We start from the raw sequence: 21,967 nt of genomic DNA on the forward strand, positions 1-21,967 counted from the left end.
GTCAGCCCGCCGCCAGAGCCGCGTCGGTCTCGGCCGCCGTCGGCGCGGTCGCCGGACCTTCCCTGGTCACCGCGATCGCCGCGGCGGCGGTCGCCCGGCGCGCGGCGGAGAGCGGGTCGGCACCGCGGGTGAGGGCGGCCGCGAGCACGCCGCCGAACGCGTCCCCGGCTCCCGTCGTGTCGACGGCGGTCACCGGCAGCGCGGGCACGTGCGTCGGTGCCGGGTCGCCGGTGGCCACCCAGCACCCGGAGGCGCCGTCGCGGACCACGGCGACGCCGCCCTCGCGCAGCATCCCGCGCAGGGCGCCGGCGGCGGGCGCGGGGTGGGCGTGCGAGCGCAGGATGCGCGCCTCCCGCGAGTTGGCGCTGAGCACGTCGGTGCGCCGCAGCACGGTCTCGAGCAGGTCGCGGTCGAGCGTCCCGACCAGCGGAGACGGGTCGAAGACCACGCGCGTGTCCGGGCCGAGCGCCTCCACCCAGCCCGCCACCGCCGGGCCCGCGGCGGCGTGCGCGAGGCTGTACCCGGAGACGTAGACGACGTCGCCCGGCCGGGGGTGGACGGCGTCCAGGTCGGCGCGGCTCAGCATCCCCTCGGCCCCGGCCGCCGTGACGAAGGTGCGCTCGGCGCCCGCGTCGACGAGGACGACCGAGTACCCGTTGTCGGCGGACTCCAGCGGAGGGTTGGCGACCGAGATGCCCTCGCGCCATAGCGCCTCGGCGACGACCTCGCCGAACGGCCCGGTGCCGGAGCGGCCGGCGAAGACCACCTCGACGCCGTCGCGCGCGGCGGCGGCCATGACGTTGAAGCCGCCGCCCGCCGCCATCCCGGCCGACGAGGCGAGCACGTCGCCGCCGCGCTCGGGCAGCGCGTCGACGCGCAGCAGCAGGTCGACCACCACGGTCCCGGTGAAGATCAGCCGTCCCTCAGCCACGTCGCCTCCTCAGCTCCAGCAGTCCGTCGACCAGGGGCTCCAGGTCGATGGCGTTCACGCGGCGCACCGTCTCGAGCGCGGTGCGCGGCCAGTCGGCGGCACCCGTCGCCCCGAGGACTGCGCCCGCCATCGCGGCGATCGTGTCCGTGTCGCCGCCGAGGGAGGCCGCGCGGCAGAGCGTCTCCCAGGCCGCGTCGCGGTCCGGATGCGCCGGGTCGCCTGCCGCGACCGCCACGCCGACCAGGGCGAGCGCGGCCACCACCGACTCCTGCGCGGCGACCGAGGTGCCGATCACGTCCGCGAGCGCGTCGTCCTGCGCGTCCTCGTCGAGTTCCAGCAGATACGGGACGGCCCACTCCAGCCGGGCCGCGATGTCGCCTCCCGCCACCCAGTGACCGCGGCGGGCGCCCTCGCGCGCGGCGGCGACCGCGACATCCAGAGCCTCCGGCGTCTCCGCTCCGTCGATCCCGGCGCTGACGGCGGCGCCGACCGCCGCGGCTCCGGCGATGCCGATCCCGGTGTTGTGCGTGAGCGCGCTCACGGACGCGACAGCGTCGACGAAGAGGCCGAGCGGCTCGACCGGCACGGCGATCCCCACGGGCGCGATGCGCATCGCGGCGCCGTTGGTCGCGCCGAACCGGCCCGCCTCCTCCGGCGGCATGCCGTCCTGCAGCCGCTGCAGGGCGGCGCGCGTGCTCGGGCCGAGCAGGTCGAGCGAGCCCTTCGCCTCCATCGCGCGCTCCCAGGCGAGCAGCTCGCCGGCGAGCACGCCGGGACGCACCGTCCCTCCGCCGTCGATCAGCAGTCGCGCCAGCAGCACGGCCTGCTCGGTGTCGTCCGTCACCGAGCCCGCCGGCATCCCCGCGGCGATCTGCTGCCGCGGACCGGCGGCGACGAGCCCCGTGATGCGCCCGTGGTCGGCGAGGATGCGCTCGCGCGAGAGCGACTGGGTCGGCATCCCGAGGGCGTCGCCGAGCGCCAGGCCCTGCAGTGCGGCCAGGGCTCTGGCGCGGGTGGAGTCCCTCACAGCGGCGCCAGCAGCGCCCCGCGCAGCCGATCGCTCAGGCCGGGCGGCACCTGCACGGCCGCGCCCAGGGCCTGGATGGCGCGGCTGTAGTAGTTGCGCGCCGCGGCCGCGAGGGTGATGTCGACGATCTCGCGGTCGGTGAAGCCCAGATCGCGCAGCAGCTCGGTGTCCGCGTCCGTCATGTCGTGGGAGGCGCGGCTGACCTTCTGGGCGTAGTCCATCATGGCGACCTCCGCCTCGCTCAGGTCGGCGTTCCGGTAGTCGCGCGCGATGCGCTCCAGCTCGTCCTCATCGATCAGGGAGAGGGTCTTGAGCCCGTGGGCGAGGCGGCAGTGCTCCGAGTGCAGCGCCTGCGCCGCCGCGAGCGTGACGAGCTCGTAGCGGCGCTTGCCGAGCTGCGCGACGATCGAGCGGACCAGCGCCTCGAAGGCCCGGACCGCCTCGGGGTTCACGCTCATCACCCGCGTGTAGTCGGCGACGTAGCCCAGCTCGTCCAGGTCTTCCCGGTAGAGCACGGCGACCTCTCCGGTCGCCTCGGACGGTTCCGGCGTGCGGATGATGCTCACGGCTGCCTCCTCGCGTAGGTCTCCCATTCTCACGCGCGGTCGCGGGTGGATGCTAGGGCGGCCGAACGATTGACAGGGGCCTGTCGGTTAAGCGAGGGTGGTGGCATGACCAGCGCCCCCGTCCTGCACCGCCCCGTCCTGCACCGTCTCGTCCTGTCCGCGAAGTCGCTCCCCGCGGCTCTCGACCTCTACGCCGGCGCGCTCGGGCTCGCCGTGGAGCGGACGGCCGACGGGTTCGCCTGGCTGCGCACGGCCGACGGGGTGGAGCTGATGGTGCACGAGCGCCCGGCCGTCGCCTCCGACGCCGCCGTGGCGGTGACCTTCGCCCTCCCGGAGCTCGACGCCGCGGTCGACCGCTGGGTGGCCGCAGGGGGCACGGTGGTGGATGCGCCCGCCGCTCAGCCCTGGGGTGAGCGCATGGCGGTGGTGCGGGACGCCGACGGGCACATCGTCTGCCTGGTGGAGCAGCCGTGAACGAGGGCGGCCGGCGGCTGACCGAGCTCGTCGACGAGGTGTTCCGGCTCGCGGACGCGTTCGCCCGGGCGGGCGACGAACTCGTGGCTGCCGAGGGACTGACCTCGGCGCGCTGGCTGACGCTGGGGGCGGTCGCGCACGGTCCGCTGAGCGTCGCGGCGATCGCGCGCCGCCGCGGGCTGCGCCGTCAGTCGGCGGCCGAGGGTGTCGCGGCGCTGGAGCGTGCGGGACTCGTGGAGCGCATCCCGGACCCGGCGGACGCCCGCGCTCCGCTGGTGCGGCTCACCGGAGCCGGCCGTGCCGCGCTGGAGCGCATCCGCCCGCTGCGCACGGAGTGGGCCGAGCGCACCGCCGAGGTCGCGGCTCCGTCCGAGCTCGCGGCCGCCGCGACCCTCGCGCGCCGCCTCCGCGACGCGATCGACCCCCGCTGAGGTGCTCGATGCGGTACGCGAGTTGCACGTTGTGGCGGCTATCCGGGCCGAATAGCCGCCACAACGTGCAACTCGGCGCGGTTCAGTGCGCGAACGCGGGCTCGGAGGGGGAGTCGGCGGGCTTGCGGATGAAGAAGGAGCCGGCGACCCCGAACAGCGAGATGATCGCACCGGCCAGGAACGCCGTCCGGATGCCGCCCGCCTGCGCCGCGTCGGCGCCCGCGCCACCCGCGGCCAGCGCGGTCGACTGCAGCGTGAGCACGGCGATGAGCAGCGCCGTTCCCGCGGCGCCGCCGACCTGCTGGATCGTGCCCAGGATGGCGCTGCCGTGCGAGTACAGGTGCGGCGGCAGAGCCCCGAGCCCGGCCGTGAACAGCGGCGTGAACATCATCGCGAGCCCGAGGCTCAGCACGACGTGGGCCGCGACGACCATGGCGATCGGCGTGTGCTCGGTGACCATCGTCAAGCCCCACAGCACCAGGCTGACCAGGATCGACCCCGGCACCACGAGCACCCGCGGGTCGAAACGGTCGTAGATGCGCCCGACGAAGGGCGCGGCGAGGCCCATGATCAGACCGCCCGGCAGCAGGATGAGCCCGGTCGCCAGCGTGTCGAGGTGCAGCACGTGCTGCAGGTAGAGCGGGAGCACGATGATCACGCCGAACATGGACGCCGTCGTGATCGCCATGAGCACGATCGCCACGGTGAAGATCGGGAAGCGGAACGTCCGCAGGTCGAGCAGTGCCCGGTCTTTGCGCTGCAGCAGGAGCTGACGCGCCACGAACGCCGCGAGCCCGATCACGCCGACCGCGAGCGAACCCCAGAGCATGAACGGGCTGGCGGACGCGCCTCCGGACTCGCCCGACAGCGTGAGCCCGTAGACCAGCCCGCCGAAGCCGAGCGCCGACAGGATGACCGAGAGCACGTCGATCCGAACCTTCTCGGTCTCGGTGACGTTCTCGACGAAGCGCATGCCGATGAACAGCATGATCAGCGCGATCGGCAGCACGATCAGGAAGATCCACCGCCAGGCCAGGAAGTTGAGGATCAGGCCGGAGATGGTCGGGCCGATCGCCGGCGCGACCGAGATCACGATGGAGACGTTGCCCATCGTGCGCCCGCGCAGGGCCGGCGGCACCAGCGTCATCAGTGTGGTCATCAGCAGCGGCAGCATGATCGCCGTGCCGGAGGCCTGGACCACGCGCGCGGCGACCAGCACGAGGAAGCCGGGCGCGAGGGCTGCCGAGAGGGTGCCGAGCGAGAACAGCGACATCGCGGCGATGAACATCTGCCGTGTCGTGAACCGCTGCAGCAGGATGCCCGTGATCGGGATGACGACCGCCATCGTCAGCATGAACGCCGTGGAGAGCCACTGCGCCGCGAGGGCGTCGATGTGGAGGTCGTCCATCAGCTTCGGGATGGCGACCGTCATGATCGTCTCGTTGAGGATCACGACGAACGTGGCCGCGAGCAGCAGCCAGATCACGCGCTGGTCGCGCGGCGCGATACGCGGCGCGGCCGCAGCCGGCCCGGGGAGGGCGCCGGCGTCGACCGAAGGCACTGGTGAGGTCTTCTCAGTCACTGGTCAACCGTAGCGAGGACGACCGACATCGGGGTGTCCGTGGCCGGAACGATTCCGCGGTTTCGCTCTCCGCAGAACGCGGGAATAAACGGGCGCCGGTCAGCGCCCGAGCGACGCCACCGTCCGCACCGCCTCGCCGACCGCCGGGGCGACCGCGAGCAGGGCCTGCGCATCCACGTCGCCGCCCCAGGAGAACCGCACGGCGGTACGCGCGAGGTCCTCGGGGTAGCCGAGCGCGAGGAGTACATGCGAGGCGTCCTCGCTTCCGGCCGCGCAGGCCGAGCCGCTGGAGGACACGATGCCGCGGCGCTCCAGCTCCAGCAGCACCGCCTCCCCGTTGGTGCCCGGGAAGACGAAGGACGCCGTGCCCGGCAGGCGCGAGGCCGGGTGCCCGGTGAGCTGCGCGCCGGGCGCCTCCGCCAGGACCGCCGCCACGAACGCGTCACGCGCCGCGGTCGCCGCCTCCGCGCGCTCCGCGAGCCCCTCCGCGGCGAGCCGCACGGCTGTGGCGAGGGCCACCGCGCCGGCGACGTTCTCGGTGCCCGAGCGCCGGCCGCGCTCCTGGCCGCCGCCGTGGATGACCGGCTCGACCGGGATGCGCCCGCGCACGTACAGCGCCCCCACGCCCTTGGGTGCACCGATCTTGTGGCCGCACACGCTCAGCGCGTCCACGCCGAGGGCGCCGACGTCGAGCGGCAGCCAGCCGGCCGCTTGCACCGCATCCGTATGAAGAGGGACGCCGCGCTCGTGGGCGAGCGCCGCCAGCGCAGCGATCGGCTGCACCGTCCCGACCTCGTTGTTGGCGAGCATCACCGACGCGAGCGTGGTGTCCGGCCGCAGAGCGGCGGCGAAGTCCGACGGTGCGACGAGCCCGTCGCGCCCGACCGGCACGAAGGTGACCTCGAAGCCGTGCAGCCGCACCAGGTGGTCGACCGACTCCAGCACCGCCTCGTGCTCGATCCGGGTCGTGACCAGATGGCGGCCGCGCGGATTCGCCAGGGCGATGCCCTTGATCGCGAGGTTGTCGGCCTCCGTCCCGCCCGAGGTGAAGGTGACCTCCGACGCCCGGCAGCCGAGCCAGGCGGCGACCCCGGCGCGTGCGTCCGCCAGCCCGCGGGCGGCCGATTCGCCGACGGCGTGGTGACTCGACGGGTTGCCGAAGTCGCCCGTCAGGTAGGGCCACATCGCCTCCAGCACCTCCCGGCGGACCGGGGAGGTGGCGGCGGCGTCGAGGTAGATCACTCGACCACCACGTCCAGTCCGAGGTCGAGCGAGCGGACGCTGTGCGTGAGGCTGCCGGACGAGATCACATCCACGCCGGTCTCGGCGATGGCGCGCACGGTCCCGAGGCCCACGTTGCCGCTCGCCTCGACCAGCGCGCGACCGCCGACGAGTGCGACACCCTCACGCAGCTGCTCGACGGTGAAGTTGTCGAGCATGATCGTGTCGACCCCGGCCGCCAGCACCGGCTCGATCTGGTCGATCCTGTCCACCTCGACCTCCAGGTGCGTGGTGTGGCCCAGCTGCTCGCGCACGCGGAGCAGCGCGTCGGTGACCGACAGCCCGCTCTGGGCGGTCAGGACCGCGAGGTGGTTGTCCTTCGCCATCACGGCGTCGGAGAGCGAGTAGCGGTGGTTGTGGCCGCCGCCCGCCCGGACCGCGTGGCGCTCGAACGCCCGCAGCCCCGGGGTGGTCTTGCGGGTGTCCACGATGCGGGCCGAGGTGTGCGCCACCTCGGCGACGAACGCGGCGGTCTGGGTCGCGATCCCGGACATCCGCTGGGTGAAGTTGAGCGCGACGCGCTCGGCCTGCAGCACCGAGCGGGCCGGTCCCGTGACGGTCGCCAGCGCTTCGCCCGCCTCGATGGCGGTGCCGTCGGGCACGTGCAGCGCGACCTCGATCGCCGGGTCGGTCAGGGTCATCGCCGCGGCGAACACCTCGCCGCCCGCGAACGTTCCCGGCTCGCGCGCGACCAGGCGGGCGGTCGCGGTCGCGGTCGCGGGGATCAGCAGCTCGCTGGTCACGTCGCCCCACGGCGCGTCCTCGACCAGGGCGGCCTGGACGACGGTCTGGATGATGTGGCGGGTCAGCATGCTGCGGGCACCTCGATGCGGGTCGACGACGGAAGCGGAACGGGACGGGGGAGCAGCACGGTGTGCGCCGGAGCGCCCTCGGCGGGGAGCGGCGCGTCGGAGCGGAAATGCGCCCCGCGGGATTCCTCCCGCGCGAGCGCCGCGCGCACCACGAGACGCGCCAGGGTGAGCAGGTCGGCGTCCTCTCCGGGTTCCGGATCGCGCACGGCGGCGAGCTCCTCGGCCGCGGCGGCGAGGCGGGCGCCGTCGCGGTGCAGCCCGGCGGCCTCCCACATCAGCGCGCCGAGCCGGGCGCGATCGAACGGGAGGGACGGCGTGGCCGCAGGCGAGGGGTCCGCGTCCACCACGACCGCCGCCTCCGTCACCCACCCCGGCGGCGCAGGCCACGGCTCGTCCACGACCCCGGCGGCCCGGTGGGCGAACACCAGCCCCTCCAGCAGCGAGTTGGAGGCGAGGCGGTTCGCCCCGTGCGCTCCGGTGCAGGCGACCTCGCCGACGGCGAACAGCCCGGGGACGGTCGTGCGCCCCTCGGTGTCGGTGGCGACGCCGCCCATGGCGTAGTGCGCGGCGGGCGTGACGGGCACGGGATGACGGCCCCAGTCGTACCCGGCCGCGCGGCAGGCCGCGTCGATCGTCGGGAAGCGCCGGGCCAGCAGGTCGGAGCCGAGCGCCGTCGCGTCCAGCAGCACGGGCTCTCCGCCCTGCGCCGCCATCTCGATCGCGATGCCGCGGGCGACGACGTCCCGCGGCGCGAGCTCGGCGTCCGGGTGGAGGTCGAGCATGAACCGCTCACCCGCGCGGTTGCGCAGCACGGCGCCCTCGCCGCGGACCGCCTCCGAGATGAGGAACGCCGTCCCGCCGTGATCGCCGGCGAGGGCGGTCGGGTGGAACTGGGTGAACTCCAGGTCGGCCAGCGCCGCGCCCGCGCGCCAGGCCGCGGCGACGCCGTCGCCGGTCGCCACAGCGGGGTTCGTCGTGTGGGCGTACAGGCGGCCCCAGCCGCCCGTGGCGAGCACGACGGCGTCGGCCTCGACCGTCGCCGTCCCGCCGCCCGTGCGCAGCACCACCCCGGCTGCGCGGCCGTCGCGGACGACGACGTCGCGCAGGAAGGCGCCCTCGAGCACGGGGATGCGGGCCTCCCGCAGCGCCGCGACCAGCGTGCGCTCGAGCTCCGCGCCGGTGGCGTCGCCCCCGGCGTGCAGCACGCGCGAAGTCGAGTGCGCCGCCTCCCGTCCGCGGGCGAGCGCATCGCCGTCGCGGTCGAACGCGGCGCCGCGGGCGATGAGCTCGCGGACGCGCTCCGGGCCGTCCGTGCAGAGCACCTCGACGGCCTCGCGCACGTTCAGCCCGGCGCCGGCGCGGAGCGTGTCGGCGACGTGCGCCTCGACGCTGTCGTCGGGGAACACCGCCGCCGCGACGCCTCCCTGCGCGTAGCGGGTGCTGCCGTCGGCCAGCGCGGCCTTGGTCACGACCGTGACGTCGTGACCGAGGTCGTGCGCGCGCAGCGCCGCGGTGAGCCCCGCGATCCCGCTGCCGACCACGACCACGCGGCTCATGTCAGGCCGCCATCGTCGTGTCGGGCCGTGCGGCGAGCATCCGCTCGAGCGCCACCCGGGCGGGCTCGGCCACCTCGGCCGGGACGGTCACCTGGTTGAGCACCTCGCCGCGCACCAGCCCCTCCAGCACCCAGGCCAGGTAGCCCGGGTGGATGCGGTACATCGTCGAGCACGGGCAGACGACCGCGTCGAGGCAGAAGATGGTGTGCTGCGGGAACTGGGCGGCGAGCCGCTGCACCAGGTTGATCTCGGTGCCGATCGCGAATGTCGAGCCGGCGGGCGCCGCCTGGATCGCCTTCACGATGTAGTCGGTCGAGCCGTACTCGTCGGCCGCGTCCACGACGTCCATCGGGCACTCGGGGTGAACGATCACCCGGACGCCGGGGAACTCGGCCCGCGCGTGCTCGATCTGGCCGACCGTGAAGCGCTTGTGCACCGAGCAGAAGCCGTGCCAGAGGATGACCTGCGCGTCCTGCAGCGTCGCGGCGTCGGTCCCGCCCCAGGCCTTGCGCGGGTTCCACAGCGGCATCCGCTCGAGCGGGACCCCCATCGCCTTCGCGGTGTTGCGGCCGAGGTGCTGGTCGGGGAAGAACAGGACGCGCTGCCCGCGCTCGAAGGCCCACTCCAGCACGGTCGCGGCGTTGGAGGAGGTGCAGACGATCCCGCCGTGCTCGCCGCAGAACGCCTTCAGCGCAGCCGAGGAGTTCATGTAGGTCACCGGGATGACGGGCACGCGGCCGTCGGCGTCCGGCTCGGTGCCGTACAGTTCCTCCAGCTGCTCCCAGCACTCCTGCACCGAGTCGAGGTCGGCCATGTCTGCCATCGAGCAGCCGGCGGCGAGGTTCGGGAGGATGACCCGCTGCTCCGGGCGGGACACGATGTCCGCGGTCTCAGCCATGAAGTGGACGCCGCAGAAGACGATCGCCTCCGCCTCGGGCCGCGCCTTGGCGGCGTTGGCGAGCTGGAAGGAGTCGCCGACGAAGTCCGCGTACTGCACGACCTCGTCGCGCTGGTAGAAGTGGCCCATCACGGCGACACGGTCGCCGAGCTGCGCCTTGGCCGCGCGGATGCGGTCGCCCAGCTCCTGCGCGGAGGCGGTGCGGTACTCCTCGGGCAGCTCGCCCTGCCGCGGCGCGTTCGCCGGGATCGGGTCGCCGAGCGAGGCGCCGGGGCCGTAGGAGGGCGCGAGCGCGTCGAACTCCCACGGCGCCTCCGCGAGGTCGGGCGTGCAGGTCTCGCCGTCCAGCTGTCCCGACGCGATGAGCCGGATGGTGGTGTCGACAGATGCGATGGTCATGCGCTTCTTCCTTCGAACGGATGCTGCTGGCGGGGGAGCGGCCCCGCGTCGGCGAGGTCGATCGAGTCGTTGTAGCGGTACAGCCGCGGCGGGCGGTGCGGGGTCCCGGTGAGGTACTCGTCGGTCGCGACGACGGTGCCGGAGGCCTCGATGGTGCGGCGGAAGTTGGCCGGGTCGAGCGCCTTGCCGAGCACGGCCTCGTGCACGGCGCGCAGCTGGGCCAGGGTGAAGCGCTCGCCGAGGAAGGCGTGGGCGATGCGGGAGTACTCCATCTTGGTGCGCAGCCGCCAGAGCGCGTACTGCACGATGACGTTGTGGTCGAAGGCCAGCTCGGGCAGGTCGTCGGCCGGGAACCAGGCGACGTTCTCTCCGACGCTCGCGCGCTCCGCCTCCTCGCTGCGCACCAGAGCCCAGTAGACGACGGAGACGACCCGTTCGGCGCCGGGGGACCGGTCGGCGTCGCCGAACGCGTACAGCTGCTCGAGGTAGCTCGGCGTGAGACCGGTGGTGTCGTTGAGCGTGCGGGCGGCGGCGTAGGCCAGGTCCTCCCCGACGCGCAGCGGTCCACCCGGCAGCGCCCAGCGTCCCTCGAAGGGCTCCCGGATGCGGCGCACCAGCGGCAGCCACACCTGCGGGACGCCCGCGGTCTCCTCGTCGGTGCGCAGCGCGAAAATGACCGTGGACACGGCGAGGATCGCGCTCGCGCGTTCGTGCCGTGCCGTCATGCTGCTCCGACCCCCTAAAGGTCACCGTGACTCTAACGTGCCCACCATCTTAGTGTCACCTCGACCAAAACCACAAACGTCCGAGACCCGTGACGATTTGCCACAAAACTCGGTTCTCGCGCGGTCTTGACCGAGATTTGCGGCAAATCTCATGGGGCGGAGCGGATATGCTGGCCCGACAAGCGAATATCGGGCCGACATGGTCGATGCGGGAGAGTCGCGCGAAACGAGCGCGGCACCGAAGGAGCAATCCTCCCCGACAATCTCTCAGGTACGCGTACCGCATCGAACGGGCCACTCTGAAAAGCAGGACGGCATCCCGCCGCCCTCGCCGACGGTGAAAGCCACGACCTCGTCCGAGGCGCGGTGAAACTCTCAGGCCGGATGACAGAGGGGGAGTTCTTCCCGGGAGCGGCGACGCTTCCGCCGCCCCCGGCCGCTCGGCCGGCGAAACGGAGAACTCATGTCCTCGCCCCACAGCGACACGAACAGCAGCGATACACCCGGCACCGACGGCACACCGCAGGAGCGCCTCTCGCCGCTGCACGACGTCCACACCGCCGCCGGCGCGTCGTTCACCGACTTCGCCGGCTGGCAGATGCCGGTCCGCTACTCGTCCGACCTCGCCGAGCACCACGCCGTGCGCACCGCCGCGGGGCTGTTCGACCTCTCCCACATGGGCGAGATCGTCCTCATCGGCCCGGAGGCCGGCGCCGCCCTCGACTACGCGCTCGCCGGCAAGCTGTCGGCGCTCGCCGTCGACCAGGCCAAGTACAGCCTCCTGCTGTCCCGCGCCGGCGGCATCGTCGACGACCTGGTGGTCTATCGCACCGGCGAGGACCGGTACATGGTGGTCGCGAACGCCTCCAACCGCGAGGTCGTGGCCGAGGAGCTGCGCGATCGCACCGCGCCGTTCGACGTCGAGGTGTTCGACGAGTCCGACGACATCGCGCTCATCGCGGTGCAGGGCCCCGCAGCCCTGTCGATCCTGCTCGCCACCGACGGTCTCGCCGCCGACGAGGGCGCGCTCGACGGCGAGGACTTCGGCGAGCGGCTCTCGGCCCTCAAGTACTACTGGTCGCTTCCCGCGCTCTTCCAGACCCATCCCGTGCTCATCGCCCGCACCGGCTACACCGGCGAGGACGGCTTCGAGCTGTACATCGCCCCCGACAACGCCAAGGCGCTGTGGGAGGCCCTCACCGAGGCAGGCACCGAGCAGGGGCTCGGCCTTGTCCCGGCGGGCCTCGCCAGCCGCGACACCCTGCGCCTGGAGGCCGGGATGCCGCTGTACGGCCACGAGCTCGGCCGCGACACCAAGCCGGCGCAGGCCGGGCTCGGCCGGGTCGTCAACCTCGCCAAGGACACCGACTTCATCGGGCGCGCCGCGAGCGAGGAGGGCCCGCATCCCGAGGCCCGCGTGCTCGTCGGCCTGACCGGCGAGGGCAAGCGCGCCGCCCGCGCCGGCTACCCGGTCTTCGCGCACGACGACGTCACCGGCGACGACGCCGAGGTCGGCGTCGTCACCTCCGGCGCCCTGTCGCCGACGCTCGGCATGCCGATCGCGATGGCCTACGTCGCGCCCCGGTTCGCGCGCGAGAACACCGTGCTCCAGGTGGACGTCCGGGGCACCCGCCTCCCGTTCACCGTCACCGCCCTCCCCTTCTACAGCAGAAAGAAGCGTTAGCCATGGCCGCAGAACGAGACCTGAAGTACACCGCGGAGCACGAGTGGCTCCTCGTCGAGGGCGACGTCGCGACCGTCGGCATCACGGCCTACGCGGCCGAGAAGCTCGGCGACGTCGTGTTCGTCGAGCTGCCGGAGGAGGGCAGCGACGTCGCCGCGGGCCGCGTCGTCGGCGAGATCGAGTCGACGAAGTCGGTCGGCGAGCTGTTCGCGCCGGTCGACGGCACGGTGACGGAGGCCAACTCCGCCGTCGTGGACGCCCCGGAGCTCGTCAACTCCGACCCCTTCGGCGACGGATGGCTGGTGAAGGTCCGCTTCACCGAGCTGCCCGACGGCCTCCTCAGCTACGACGAGTACGCCGCCCTGACCGGCGAGTAAGGTTCCGAACCCGCACATGACCGACCTCTTCCCCGCGCGTCACATCGGCACCGACGGCGACGCGCAGAGCACCATGCTGTCCGCGATCGGCGCCGCCGCCACCCGCGACTGGTCCTCCGTCGAGGACCTCGTCTCGGCCGCCGTGCCCGACTCCATCCGCGTCGACTCCGACCGCACCTCGGTGCTGCCGGCGCCGCTGGGGGAGCGCGCCGCCCTGCGCGAGCTGCGCGCGATCGCCGCGCGCAACACCGTGAACCGCAGCCTGATCGGACTCGGCTACTACGGCACCATCACCCCGGCGGTGATCAAGCGCAACGTGCTCGAGAACCCGGGCTGGTACACCGCGTACACGCCGTACCAGCCGGAGATCTCCCAGGGCCGGCTCGAGGCGCTGATCAACTTCCAGACGATGGTCTCCGACCTCACCGGGCTCGACACCGCCAACGCGTCGATGCTCGACGAGGGCACGGCCGTGGTCGAGGGGATGCTGCTCGCCCGCCGCGCGTCGAAGGCGAAGTCGTCCCGGTTCGTGGTGGACGCGGACACCTTCCCGCAGACCATCGCCCTGCTCCGCAACCGCGCGGACGCCGTCGGCATCGAGTTGGTCGTGCTCGACCTCGCGAGCCTGGCGGCGGACGCTCCGGAGCTGAGCGACGCCTTCGGCCTGTTCGTGCAGTACCCGGGCGCCTCCGGCCGGGTCTGGGACCCGAGCGCCGTCGTCGCCACGGCGAAGGAGGCCGGCGCGGTCATCGTCGCCGCCGCCGACCTGCTCGCCCTGACCCAGCTGCGGGCTCCGGGGGAGTTCGGCGCCGACGTCGCGGTCGGCACCAGCCAGCGCTTCGGCGTCCCGATGGGCTTCGGCGGACCGCACGCCGGCTACATGGCTGTGCGGAAGGGCCTGGAGCGCCAGCTCCCCGGCCGCCTGGTCGGCGTCTCTCAGGACGCGGTCGGCAAGCCCGCCTACCGGCTGACGCTGCAGACGCGCGAGCAGCACATCCGGCGCGAGAAGGCCACCTCGAACATCTGCACCGCCCAGGTGCTGCTGGCCGTCATGGCGGCGATGTACGCGGTCTACCACGGCCCCGCCGGGCTGCGCGCCATCGGCCGCCAGGTGCACCTGTCGGCGGCGGGCGTCGCCGAGGCACTGCGCGCGTCCGGCGTCGAGGTCGTCTCCCGGTCGTTCTTCGACACGCTCCAGGTGGAGGTGGACGACGCCGCCACGGTCGTCGCCCGCGCGCACGACCGCGGCCTGCTGCTGCACGCCACCGACGCGGGCCTGGTCTCGCTCAGCCTGGACGAGGAGTCGGCCGCCGACCTCCGCGACGGCACGTTCCCGCTCGCCGACCTGATCGAGGTGCTCGGCGGGACCGTCGAGGGGGAGCCGGCCGTGGAGCTCCCCGGGGAGACGTCATTCGACCCGGCGCTCGCCCGCGAGTCGGACTACCTGACGCATCCGGTGTTCAACACGCACCACTCGGAGACCTCGATGATGCGGTACCTGCGCCTGCTGCAGGACCGCGACTACGCGCTCGACCGCGGCATGATCCCGCTCGGCTCCTGCACGATGAAGCTCAACGCGGCGACCGAGATGGAGGCGGTGACCTGGCCCGAGTTCGCGGCGCTGCACCCCTTCGCGCCCGCGGCCGACGTGGCGGGCTCGCTCGAGCTGATCGACCAGCTGGAGGGCTGGCTCGCGGAGGTCACCGGCTACGACACCGTCTCCCTGCAGCCCAACGCGGGCAGCCAGGGTGAGCTCGCCGGGCTGCTCGCGATCCGCGGCTATCACCGCTCGCGCGGCGACCTGCAGCGCACGGTGTGCCTCATCCCGCAGTCCGCGCACGGCACGAACGCCGCGTCCGCGGTGCTCGCCGGCATGAGCGTCGTCGTGGTGGCGACGGACGAGCTCGGCAACGTCGACCTCGACGATCTGCGCGCGAAGATCGCCGAGCACGCGGACACCCTCGCGGCCCTCATGATCACCTACCCGTCGACGCACGGCGTCTACGAGCACGAGGTCGTCGCGATCACCCAGGCCGTGCACGACGCCGGCGGCCAGGTCTACGTCGACGGCGCCAACCTGAACGCCCTGCTCGGCTACGCCCGGTTCGGCGACTTCGGCGGCGACGTCAGCCACCTGAACCTGCACAAGACCTTCTGCATCCCGCACGGCGGCGGCGGTCCAGGCGTCGGCCCGGTGGCGGCGAAGGCGCACCTCGCGCCGTTCCTGCCCGGGCACCCGCTCGCGCAGGACGCGACGCACCCGCTCGCGGGCGGCGGCCGCGTGGAGCACGGCGGCGCGCCGGTGTCGGCGGCCCCGTACGGCAGCCCGAGCATCCTCCCGATCAGCTGGGCGTACGTCCGGATGATGGGCGCGGAGGGCCTGAAGGACGCGACCGGTGCGGCCGTGCTCGCCGCCAACTACGTCGCCGCACGGCTGCGCGAGCACTTCCCGGTGCTCTACGCGGGCGAGGACGGCCTGGTGGCGCACGAGTGCATCCTCGACCTCCGGCCGCTCACCGAGCGCACCGGGGTGACCGTGGACGACGTCGCGAAGCGGCTGATCGACTACGGCTTCCACGCACCGACCATGTCGTTCCCGGTCGCGGGCACGCTCATGGTGGAGCCGACCGAGAGCGAGGACCTCGCGGAGCTCGATCGTTTCGTGGCCGCGATGATCGCGATCCGCGAGGAGGCCGACGCTGTGGCGGCGGGAGATTGGCCCTCCGACGACAACCCGCTGCGGAACGCGCCGCACACCGCGGAGTCGGTCGTCTCGTCCGCCTGGGACCACCCGTACTCGCGCGAGCAGGCCGTCTACCCGACGCCGTCGCTCGTGCGGAACAAGTACTGGCCCCCGGTGCGGCGCATCGACCAGGCCTACGGCGACCGCAACCTCTTCTGCGCCTGCCCGCCGCCCGAGGCCTTCGCCTGACCCCAGCTCCCCGCCATCGAGTCCGCGAAGACTGCACGTTTTCGGCCGGATTCCGCGCAGTATTCGCGGACTCGACGGTGGGGAGTCAGGCGAAGATCGAAGGGAACCAGGCGACGGCGAGGGGGTAGCCGACGAAGGAGACGATGTCGATCACGGTGTGCGCGACCACGAGCGGAGCGACGCGTCCCCAGCGCGTGTAGCACCAGCCGAAGACCACGCCCATCACGGCGTTCCCGACGAACGGGCCGAAGCCCTGGTACAGGTGATAGCTGCCGCGCAGCACGGCGGCGGCCAGGATGATCGTCCACGTGCCCCAGTTCAGCTGGCGCAGCCGCGTGAACAGGTAGCCGACGACGATCACCTCCTCCTGCAGCGCCGCCCGCAGCGCCGCCAGGACGAGCACGGGAACGGTCCACCAGTGCGCGTTCAGGGTGGACGCCTCCACGGTCACGGTGATCCCGAGCAGCCGCGTCAGCGCGTAGAACAGGATGCCCGGCACCCCGATCGCGAGGAACAGCAGCATCCCGCCGCCCAGGTCGCGCGCAGGCCGCGTCAGGTCGAGCCCGATCCGGCGGAACCCGCTCCGCTGCGGCTGCCAGAGCAGGTAGATCACGAGCGCGACGGCGAACAGCGGGAACAGGTTGCCGAGCACCTGGTAGAGGAAGTCGAACACCTCGCGGGTCGACTGGACCGGGTTCACCTGGGTCTTCTGGTCGGCGAGCGGCGTACTCTGCGTGGAGCGGTCCACGATGGTGACGATCGAGTAGACGGCGGACTGGCCGAGCGAGAGGCCGAGCACGATCGCGATCTCCCACCACAGGCGGGGGCGCTGCGCGCGCTCGACGGGGGTCTCCGCGGCGAAGGTCGACGTGTTCGGCATAGCTGCATCCTGCCAGGCCGGGCACGGAACCGTCGGATCGTTGCATGATGCGAACGAATCCATCGTTTTTGTGCGCTTCGCGCAGGAATCCGCCGGCTGAGTTACCAGTCTGTAACGTTTTCTCGCCCTGTTTTGCAATCGCTGGCGGCGATACCTAGGGTCATTCTTATCCCGCGCGGACCAGGCTTCTCGCATGCCTGTGCCGTCGCACACTTCGCACAGGAGGAACATTGCACATCAACGGAAGAAGGGGCAGGTTCGCTGTCGGTGCGGTCGCCGTCGCCGGCGTCGCCGCGCTCGCCCTGTCTGCCTGCACCACGTCCGGGAGCACCAGCACCTCGTCGGCTGCCAAGGGCGGCACCGTCACGGTCGCGGTCGTCAACGACCTGACCTCGCTGAACTCGCAGACCCCGCAGGGCAACCTGGACACCAACGGCCAGGTCGGTTACCTCGACGGCTCGTACGGCTCGGGGTTCCAGTACATCGACAACAACTACAAGATCGTCCACGACAAGAGCTTCGGGACCTTCGAGAAGACGTCGGACGACCCGCTGACGGTCAAGTACACCCTCCCCTCCAACGCCAAGTGGTCCGACGGTGAGCCCGTCACGGCCGACGACATGGTCCTCGGTTGGGCCATGCAGTCCGGCTACTACGACTCGGCGACGCTCGACCCGAACTCGGGCGACGTCACCTCCGGCACGCAGTACTTCACCCCGGCCGCGGGCACCGCGGGCATCGACCAGACGTCGTACCCCACGGTCAGCAACGACAACCGCACCATCACGCTGAAGTACGCCAAGCCCTTCGTGGACTGGGAGCTCTTCAACCCGCTCGCGCAGCCGGCTCACATCGTGGCCAAGAAGGCGGGCCTCTCGTCGGCCGCCGACCTGACCAAGCTGCTGAAGAGCCTGCCCAAGGGCGACCCGAAGAACCCGGCGCCGGCCGACCCGACCCTCAAGAAGGCGGCCGACTTCGTCAACACGGGCTACGACATCACGGCGTTCCCGACCGACAAGGACCTCCTCGTCGCGTCCGGCCCGTTCGTGGTCTCCTCCTGGACCCCCGGCCAGTCGATCACCATGGTGAAGAACAAGTACTACTGGGGCGACAACAAGGGCAACGTCGACAAGATCGTCTTCCGCATCATCCCGGACGCGAACGCCCAGGTCACCGCTCTCCAGAACGGTGAGGTCGACATCATCAACCCGCAGGCCTCGGCCGACACCCTGACCGCTCTGAAGAACACGAGCGCCAAGGTGCTGACGGGCGACCAGGCGTCGTACGACCACCTCGACCTGAACTTCGGTTCGCAGGTCTTCTCCGACCCGAAGGTGCGCGAGGCGTTCCTGAAGACGATCCCGCGCCAGCAGATCCTGGACTCGATCGTCACCCCGGTGAACCCCAAGGCCAAGGTGCTCGACTCGCAGATCTGGCTGCCGAACCAGGACGAGTACGCGAACGCGATCAAGAGCAACGGCTCGGACGCCTACGGCAAGGTCGACATCGACGGCGCCAAGAAGCTCCTCAACGGTGCCACCCCGACCGTGCGCATCCTCTACAACACCAACAACCCGAACCGTGTCGACGAGTTCCAGGCCATCTCCGCCTCGGCGGCCAAGGCCGGCTTCAAGATCGTCAACGCCGGTTCGCCCGACTGGAGCAAGCTCCTCCCGGGTGGTGACTACGACGCGTCGCTCTTCGGCTGGATCAGCCCGGGCGCCGGCACGTCGCAGATCCCGCAGCTGTTCACCACCGGTGGCGGCGGCAACTACAACCGCTACAACGCGATGAACGATGTCGCGGTTCAGACCCAGACGACGCTGGACAAGGACGAGCTGACCAAGCTCGAGCTGCAGATCGACACGGCCACCTTCAAGGACGGCTACGGTCTGCCCCTCTTCCAGCTGCCCGGTGTCTTCGGTGTCAATGCTCGCGTCGACGGCGTGAAGTACATGGGCAACCAGACCGGTCCGTTCTGGAACTTCTGGGAGTGGTCGGTCAAGTCCTCCAAGAAGTAACAGCTCCGTAAGCGAGAGTGCCCGGGTGAACCCCGGGCACTCTCGTGCGGGGGCGTCGGTTCTCAGCCGGCGCCCCGTATCATGTATCGGTGGACGTGATCCGTCCTCCCCTTGAGATACGCGCCTGGCGGCAACCCCCCTTCCGCCGCACCCCGATACGGCGCGTCCTGTCAGTGAAGGTTTTGAACCTATGGCGAGTTTCATCCTGAGACGACTTCTGGTCTCAGTGCTCATCATCATCGCCGCTTCGTTCCTGATGTACATGCTGGTGGCTTACAGCGCCGACCCGCTCCAGGACCTGCGAAGCAGCAATTCCCCCAACAAGACGCAGCTGATCAGCGCGCGCGTCCAGCTGCTGCAGCTGGATGTGGTGCCGCCGCTGCGCTGGCTGCTCTGGCTCGGCGGTGCGGCGAAGTGCCTCATCCCGTTCGCCAACGCCTGCGACCTCGGGTCCACGGTGTCGAACGCGAAGGTCGTCGACATCCTGCCGCAGGCGCTCGGCTCGACGGTGCAGCTGGTCACGCTCGCCCTGATCCTCGCGATCCTCCTCGGTGTCACCATCGGCATCGTCACCGCCCTCCGGCAGTACAGCGGACTCGACAACGTCGTCACGTTCCTCAGCTTCTTCCTGTACTCGCTGCCGGCGTTCCTCGTCGCGGTTCTCCTCAAGGAGTTCGTCGCGATCGGGTTCAACAACTTCCTCGCGCACCCGACCATCCCGTGGTGGGCGGCGGTCATCATCGGCGTGATCGCCGGCCTGATCTGGCAGTCGCTGATCGGCGGCGACCGCAGGCGGCGGCTGATCACCTTCGGGATCGCGACCGTCGCCACCGCGGGCGTGCTGCTGCTGATGTCGGTGACCAACTGGTTCCTGACGCCCGGTCTCGGCCCGGTGGTCATGATCATCCTGATCGCGGCGACCGTGATCGGCGCGACCGCGCTGATCGCCGGCCTGCAGAACCGCCGGGCGCTGCTCTCCGCCGCCATCGCGGGCGCGGTCAGCCTGGTCTGCTACTTCGCGCTGCAGCCGCTGTTCAACGTCTCGACCGTCGGCACCATCGTGATCCTCGCCATCGTCGCGATCATCGTGAGCCTCGCCATCGGCTGGTTCGTCGGCGGCTACGACCGCGGCCAGAACATGCGGATCGCGGTCATCGTGACGATCGTCTCGGGCTTCCTGATCATCGTCGACCGCTTCATGCAGGCCTGGCCGCAGTACTTCCAGGACACCAACGGCCGCCCGATCGCGACGGTCGGCTCCTCGACACCGGGCCTCGAGGGCGACATGTGGGTCACCGGGCTCGACACGTTCACCCACCTGGTGCTGCCGACCATCGCGCTGCTCCTGATCTCGTTCGCGTCGTACACCCGCTACTCGCGGGCCGGCATGCTCGAGGTGCTCAACCAGGACTTCATCCGCACCGCGCGGGCGAAGGGCCTGCCGGAGCGCACGGTCATCGTGCGCCACGCCTTCCGCAACATGCTCATCCCGATCACGACGCTCGTCGCATTCGACGTGGGCGCCCTCCTCGGTGGAGCGATCATCACGGAGCGCGTGTTCGCGATCCCGGGCATGGGCTTCCTGTTCGCCAGCGGTCTCGACCGCGGTGACCTGAACCCCGTGATGGGCTACTTCCTGGTGATCGCGGTCATGGCGATCCTGTTCAACTTCCTCGCGGACCTCTCCTACGCCGCGCTCGACCCGAGAGTGAGGGTCCGCTGATGGCCGACAGCACTCGCATCGCCGATGAGCTCGAAGCACCGAGCTCGCCGCCCGTCAGCCAGGGAAAGCTGGTCTGGAAGCGGTTCCTCTCCAACCGCCTGGCCGTCGCCAGCGCGATCCTGTTCATCCTGATCCTGATCTTCTCGATCTCGGCGATCGGGCTCGGTCCGATCCCCGGATGGTGGCGCTACAACTACAAGGAGCTGAACGACCAGTTCCAGCAGGGCGCCCCCACCTGGCTGCACCCGTTCGGCCAGGACCGCATCGGCAAGGACTACTTCGCTCTGACGATGCGCGGCATCCAGAACTCGATCCTCGTCATGGTGGTGCTCGGCCTGATCGCCAGCGTCGTCGGCGTGGTGGTCGGCGCGGTCGCGGGCTACTTCCGCGGCGTGGTCGACGCGATCCTGATGCGCATCACCGACGTGTTCATCGTCATCCCGGCGCTGGTCATCGGCTCGGTCGTCGGTCACATCTTCGGCGGCCTCGGTGCGTTCTTCCTGGCGCTCATGCTCGGGTTCTTCTCGTGGATGGGCATCGCCCGACTGGTGCGCGGCGAGTTCCTCTCGCTGCGTGAGCGGGAGTTCGTGGAGGCGGCGCGCGTCGCCGGCGCCTCGGACACGCGCATCATCTTCAAGCACATCCTGCCGAACGCCATCGGCGTCGTGATCGTCTCCTCGACGCTCATCATGGCCTCGGCCATCCTGCTGGAGACCGCGCTGTCGTACCTCGGCTACGGCATCCAGCCGCCGGACGTCTCCCTCGGCCTCCTGATCAGCTCGAACCAGTCGGCGTTCCAGACCCGGCCGTGGCTGTTCTGGTGGCCGGGTGCGTTCATCGTGACGCTCGCGCTGCTCGTCAACTTCGTCGGCGACGGCCTGCGCGACGCGTTCGACCCGCGCCACCGCCGGTTCAACCTGCGCAAGATGCGCGAGCAGGAGCCGGAGGAGGGCGAAGGCGACGGCCGTACGCCGAAGACCGGAGCGGCCCTCGCGGAGGACGTGCTGTGATCAGCGCACCCGCCGCGCTGCTCCCGGCCTCAGGCCAGGAGCAGCGCGGCGACGGTGCCGCCGAGGAGCAGCACCAGCACCGCGAGCGACGCGACGTGCCAGCGCACGGCGACCGGCGTCTCGTCGGCGCGGCCGGCCTCGATCGCGCCGGAGTCCTGCAGCTCCGCCCAGCGGCGGCGCACCACCTCGGCGGCGGCGCCCGACTCGGTGGAGAGCAGGTCGCCCGGACGGCGCAGGCTGTCCTCGACGCTCGGCCGGCCGACGCGTCCGCGCGTCTCGTTGCGGGTGGCGCGGAGCGTGCGGGTCGTCCCGGGCGCCGGAGCCGCCCAGACCGGGAACTTGCGGCCGGGCGTGTACAGCGTCAGCGCGTACTTGGTGTCGACCGCGATGAGCGCCTCCCACGGGATGCGCACGGTCTGCGTCACGTTGACGACGAGCAGTCCGTCGTCGCCCACCGTGAGGTTCGGTCGCCACAGCATCGCCCAGGCGACGAAGGCGAACAGTGCGACCGGCACGATGTACAGCAGCCGGGCGTCGTGGACGCTCAGCAGCAGGCCGACGGTCAGCGCGGCGGCGGCCGCCCAGATCAGCACGGCAAGGACCCGGTTGAACCGGGACACGAAAACCTCGCGTTCGGCGGGGGAGACGTAGGGCATGG

General features: G+C 71.5%; 19 protein-coding genes and 2 riboswitches. Of the genes, 8 read left to right on the forward strand and 11 right to left on the reverse strand.

Features of this window, described 5'->3' with window-relative positions; genetic code table 11:
- Position 1: 1 nt before the first annotated feature.
- The 3 genes from P5G59_RS00920 to P5G59_RS00930 are packed head-to-tail and all read right to left on the reverse strand — an operon-like array spanning position 2 to position 2,524.
- Positions 2-931 (reverse strand): PfkB family carbohydrate kinase, encoded by a 930-nt coding sequence (locus P5G59_RS00920; RefSeq protein WP_301215107.1) that lies wholly within the window; start codon positions 929-931, stop codon positions 2-4.
- Positions 924-1,958 (reverse strand): ADP-ribosylglycohydrolase family protein, encoded by a 1,035-nt coding sequence (locus P5G59_RS00925; RefSeq protein WP_301215108.1) that lies wholly within the window; start codon positions 1,956-1,958, stop codon positions 924-926. The genes P5G59_RS00920 and P5G59_RS00925 overlap by 8 nt, the downstream gene beginning before the upstream one ends.
- On the reverse strand, positions 1,955-2,524 hold the full coding sequence (locus P5G59_RS00930) for a carboxymuconolactone decarboxylase family protein (protein WP_301215110.1): 570 nt from the start codon (positions 2,522-2,524) through the stop codon (positions 1,955-1,957). Before P5G59_RS00930 ends, P5G59_RS00925 begins: the two co-directional genes overlap by 4 nt.
- 105 nt (positions 2,525-2,629) lie before the next feature.
- Between P5G59_RS00930 and P5G59_RS00935 the strand changes: the two genes are divergently transcribed.
- Together P5G59_RS00935 and P5G59_RS00940 are read left to right on the forward strand one after the other, a co-directional pair.
- A complete protein-coding gene (locus P5G59_RS00935; RefSeq protein ID WP_301215112.1) occupies positions 2,630-2,998 on the forward strand; it encodes a VOC family protein in 369 nt (122 codons plus the stop codon).
- The gene (locus P5G59_RS00940) at positions 2,995-3,429 is read left to right on the forward strand and encodes a MarR family winged helix-turn-helix transcriptional regulator (protein WP_301215114.1); all 435 of its coding nucleotides are present in this window, start codon (positions 2,995-2,997) and stop codon (positions 3,427-3,429) included. Before P5G59_RS00935 ends, P5G59_RS00940 begins: the two co-directional genes overlap by 4 nt.
- An 82-nt stretch (positions 3,430-3,511) precedes the next feature.
- On the opposite strand, the gene P5G59_RS00945 is transcribed toward P5G59_RS00940, so the two are convergent.
- The 6 genes from P5G59_RS00945 to P5G59_RS00970 all read right to left on the reverse strand — a co-directional run bounded on the left by P5G59_RS00945 (position 3,512) and on the right by P5G59_RS00970 (position 10,682).
- A complete protein-coding gene (locus P5G59_RS00945) occupies positions 3,512-4,990 on the reverse strand; it encodes an MDR family MFS transporter (protein ID WP_301216953.1) in 1,479 nt (492 codons plus the stop codon).
- A gap of 120 nt (positions 4,991-5,110) precedes the next feature.
- Complete coding sequence (locus P5G59_RS00950) at positions 5,111-6,253, reverse strand: cysteine desulfurase family protein (RefSeq protein WP_301215116.1); 1,143 nt, start codon at positions 6,251-6,253, stop codon at positions 5,111-5,113.
- Entirely contained in the window at positions 6,250-7,104 is an 855-nt protein-coding gene (nadC, locus tag P5G59_RS00955; RefSeq protein ID WP_301215119.1) for a carboxylating nicotinate-nucleotide diphosphorylase, read from the reverse strand. Before nadC ends, P5G59_RS00950 begins: the two co-directional genes overlap by 4 nt.
- Positions 7,098-8,660, reverse strand: coding sequence for an L-aspartate oxidase (nadB, locus tag P5G59_RS00960; protein WP_301215122.1), 1,563 nt, complete (start codon positions 8,658-8,660; stop codon positions 7,098-7,100). The genes nadC and nadB overlap by 7 nt, the downstream gene beginning before the upstream one ends.
- Position 8,661: 1 nt before the next feature.
- Entirely contained in the window at positions 8,662-9,957 is a 1,296-nt protein-coding gene (gene nadA, locus P5G59_RS00965; protein WP_301215124.1) for a quinolinate synthase NadA, read from the reverse strand.
- The gene (locus P5G59_RS00970) at positions 9,954-10,682 is read right to left on the reverse strand and encodes an NUDIX hydrolase (protein ID WP_301215125.1); all 729 of its coding nucleotides are present in this window, start codon (positions 10,680-10,682) and stop codon (positions 9,954-9,956) included. Before P5G59_RS00970 ends, nadA begins: the two co-directional genes overlap by 4 nt.
- Positions 10,683-10,881: 199 nt before the next feature.
- A riboswitch (glycine riboswitch) is annotated at positions 10,882-10,975 on the forward strand.
- 1 nt (position 10,976) lies between these two features.
- Positions 10,977-11,080: riboswitch (glycine riboswitch) on the forward strand.
- Positions 11,081-11,145: 65 nt separating this feature from the next.
- Here P5G59_RS00970 and gcvT point away from each other — a divergent pair.
- Genes gcvT through gcvP form a run of 3 tightly spaced genes read left to right on the forward strand, consistent with a single transcriptional unit; the run spans position 11,146 to position 15,675 of the window.
- A complete protein-coding gene (gene gcvT / locus P5G59_RS00975; protein ID WP_301215127.1) occupies positions 11,146-12,366 on the forward strand; it encodes a glycine cleavage system aminomethyltransferase GcvT in 1,221 nt (406 codons plus the stop codon).
- Between the two features lie 2 nt (positions 12,367-12,368).
- The gene (gcvH, locus tag P5G59_RS00980) at positions 12,369-12,743 is read left to right on the forward strand and encodes a glycine cleavage system protein GcvH (RefSeq protein ID WP_301215129.1); all 375 of its coding nucleotides are present in this window, start codon (positions 12,369-12,371) and stop codon (positions 12,741-12,743) included.
- A gap of 16 nt (positions 12,744-12,759) precedes the next feature.
- Positions 12,760-15,675, forward strand: coding sequence for an aminomethyl-transferring glycine dehydrogenase (gcvP, locus tag P5G59_RS00985; RefSeq protein WP_301215131.1), 2,916 nt, complete (start codon positions 12,760-12,762; stop codon positions 15,673-15,675).
- An 85-nt stretch (positions 15,676-15,760) separates the two neighbouring features.
- Here gcvP and P5G59_RS00990 read toward each other — a convergent pair whose 3' ends face one another.
- Positions 15,761-16,555 carry a CPBP family intramembrane glutamic endopeptidase gene (locus tag P5G59_RS00990; protein WP_301215132.1) on the reverse strand — a complete coding sequence of 265 codons (795 nt, stop codon included), beginning with the start codon at positions 16,553-16,555 and terminating at the stop codon, positions 15,761-15,763.
- 230 nt (positions 16,556-16,785) lie between these two features.
- Here P5G59_RS00990 and P5G59_RS00995 point away from each other — a divergent pair, with 230 nt between their 5' ends.
- The 3 genes from P5G59_RS00995 to P5G59_RS01005 all read left to right on the forward strand — a co-directional run bounded on the left by P5G59_RS00995 (position 16,786) and on the right by P5G59_RS01005 (position 21,309).
- Positions 16,786-18,576: an ABC transporter family substrate-binding protein gene (locus P5G59_RS00995; RefSeq protein ID WP_301215134.1), complete on the forward strand. Its 1,791-nt coding sequence runs from the start codon at positions 16,786-16,788 to the stop codon at positions 18,574-18,576.
- Between the two features lie 190 nt (positions 18,577-18,766).
- Positions 18,767-20,299, forward strand: coding sequence for an ABC transporter permease (locus tag P5G59_RS01000; protein ID WP_301215136.1), 1,533 nt, complete (start codon positions 18,767-18,769; stop codon positions 20,297-20,299).
- Complete coding sequence (locus tag P5G59_RS01005; protein ID WP_301215138.1) at positions 20,299-21,309, forward strand: ABC transporter permease; 1,011 nt, start codon at positions 20,299-20,301, stop codon at positions 21,307-21,309. The genes P5G59_RS01000 and P5G59_RS01005 overlap by 1 nt, the downstream gene beginning before the upstream one ends.
- Positions 21,310-21,338: 29 nt before the next feature.
- Here the strand turns inward: P5G59_RS01005 and P5G59_RS01010 are convergent, their stop codons facing one another.
- The gene (locus P5G59_RS01010; protein WP_301215139.1) at positions 21,339-21,965 is read right to left on the reverse strand and encodes a PH domain-containing protein; all 627 of its coding nucleotides are present in this window, start codon (positions 21,963-21,965) and stop codon (positions 21,339-21,341) included.
- Positions 21,966-21,967 lie beyond the last annotated feature (2 nt).

It is taken from the genome of Leifsonia virtsii, assembly GCF_030433675.1.
In the GTDB taxonomy this organism is placed as follows: domain Bacteria; phylum Actinomycetota; class Actinomycetes; order Actinomycetales; family Microbacteriaceae; genus Leifsonia; species Leifsonia virtsii.

Bases quoted from the DNA above. Each gene is read 5' to 3' on its own strand.
- P5G59_RS00935 (WP_301215112.1), top strand. From the start codon at position 2,630: ATGACCAGCGCCCCCGTCCTGCACCGCCCCGTCCTGCACCGTCTCGTC.
- nadC (WP_301215119.1), bottom strand. From the start codon at position 7,104: ATGCTGACCCGCCACATCATCCAGACCGTCGTCCAGGCCGCCCTGGTC.
- nadB (WP_301215122.1), bottom strand. From the start codon at position 8,660: ATGAGCCGCGTGGTCGTGGTCGGCAGCGGGATCGCGGGGCTCACCGCG.
- nadA (WP_301215124.1), bottom strand. From the start codon at position 9,957: ATGACCATCGCATCTGTCGACACCACCATCCGGCTCATCGCGTCGGGA.
- P5G59_RS00970 (WP_301215125.1), bottom strand. From the start codon at position 10,682: ATGACGGCACGGCACGAACGCGCGAGCGCGATCCTCGCCGTGTCCACG.
- gcvT (WP_301215127.1), top strand. From the start codon at position 11,146: ATGTCCTCGCCCCACAGCGACACGAACAGCAGCGATACACCCGGCACC.
- gcvH (WP_301215129.1), top strand. From the start codon at position 12,369: ATGGCCGCAGAACGAGACCTGAAGTACACCGCGGAGCACGAGTGGCTC.
- gcvP (WP_301215131.1), top strand. From the start codon at position 12,760: ATGACCGACCTCTTCCCCGCGCGTCACATCGGCACCGACGGCGACGCG.
- P5G59_RS00990 (WP_301215132.1), bottom strand. From the start codon at position 16,555: ATGCCGAACACGTCGACCTTCGCCGCGGAGACCCCCGTCGAGCGCGCG.
- P5G59_RS01000 (WP_301215136.1), top strand. From the start codon at position 18,767: ATGGCGAGTTTCATCCTGAGACGACTTCTGGTCTCAGTGCTCATCATC.
- P5G59_RS01005 (WP_301215138.1), top strand. From the start codon at position 20,299: ATGGCCGACAGCACTCGCATCGCCGATGAGCTCGAAGCACCGAGCTCG.
- P5G59_RS01010 (WP_301215139.1), bottom strand. From the start codon at position 21,965: ATGCCCTACGTCTCCCCCGCCGAACGCGAGGTTTTCGTGTCCCGGTTC.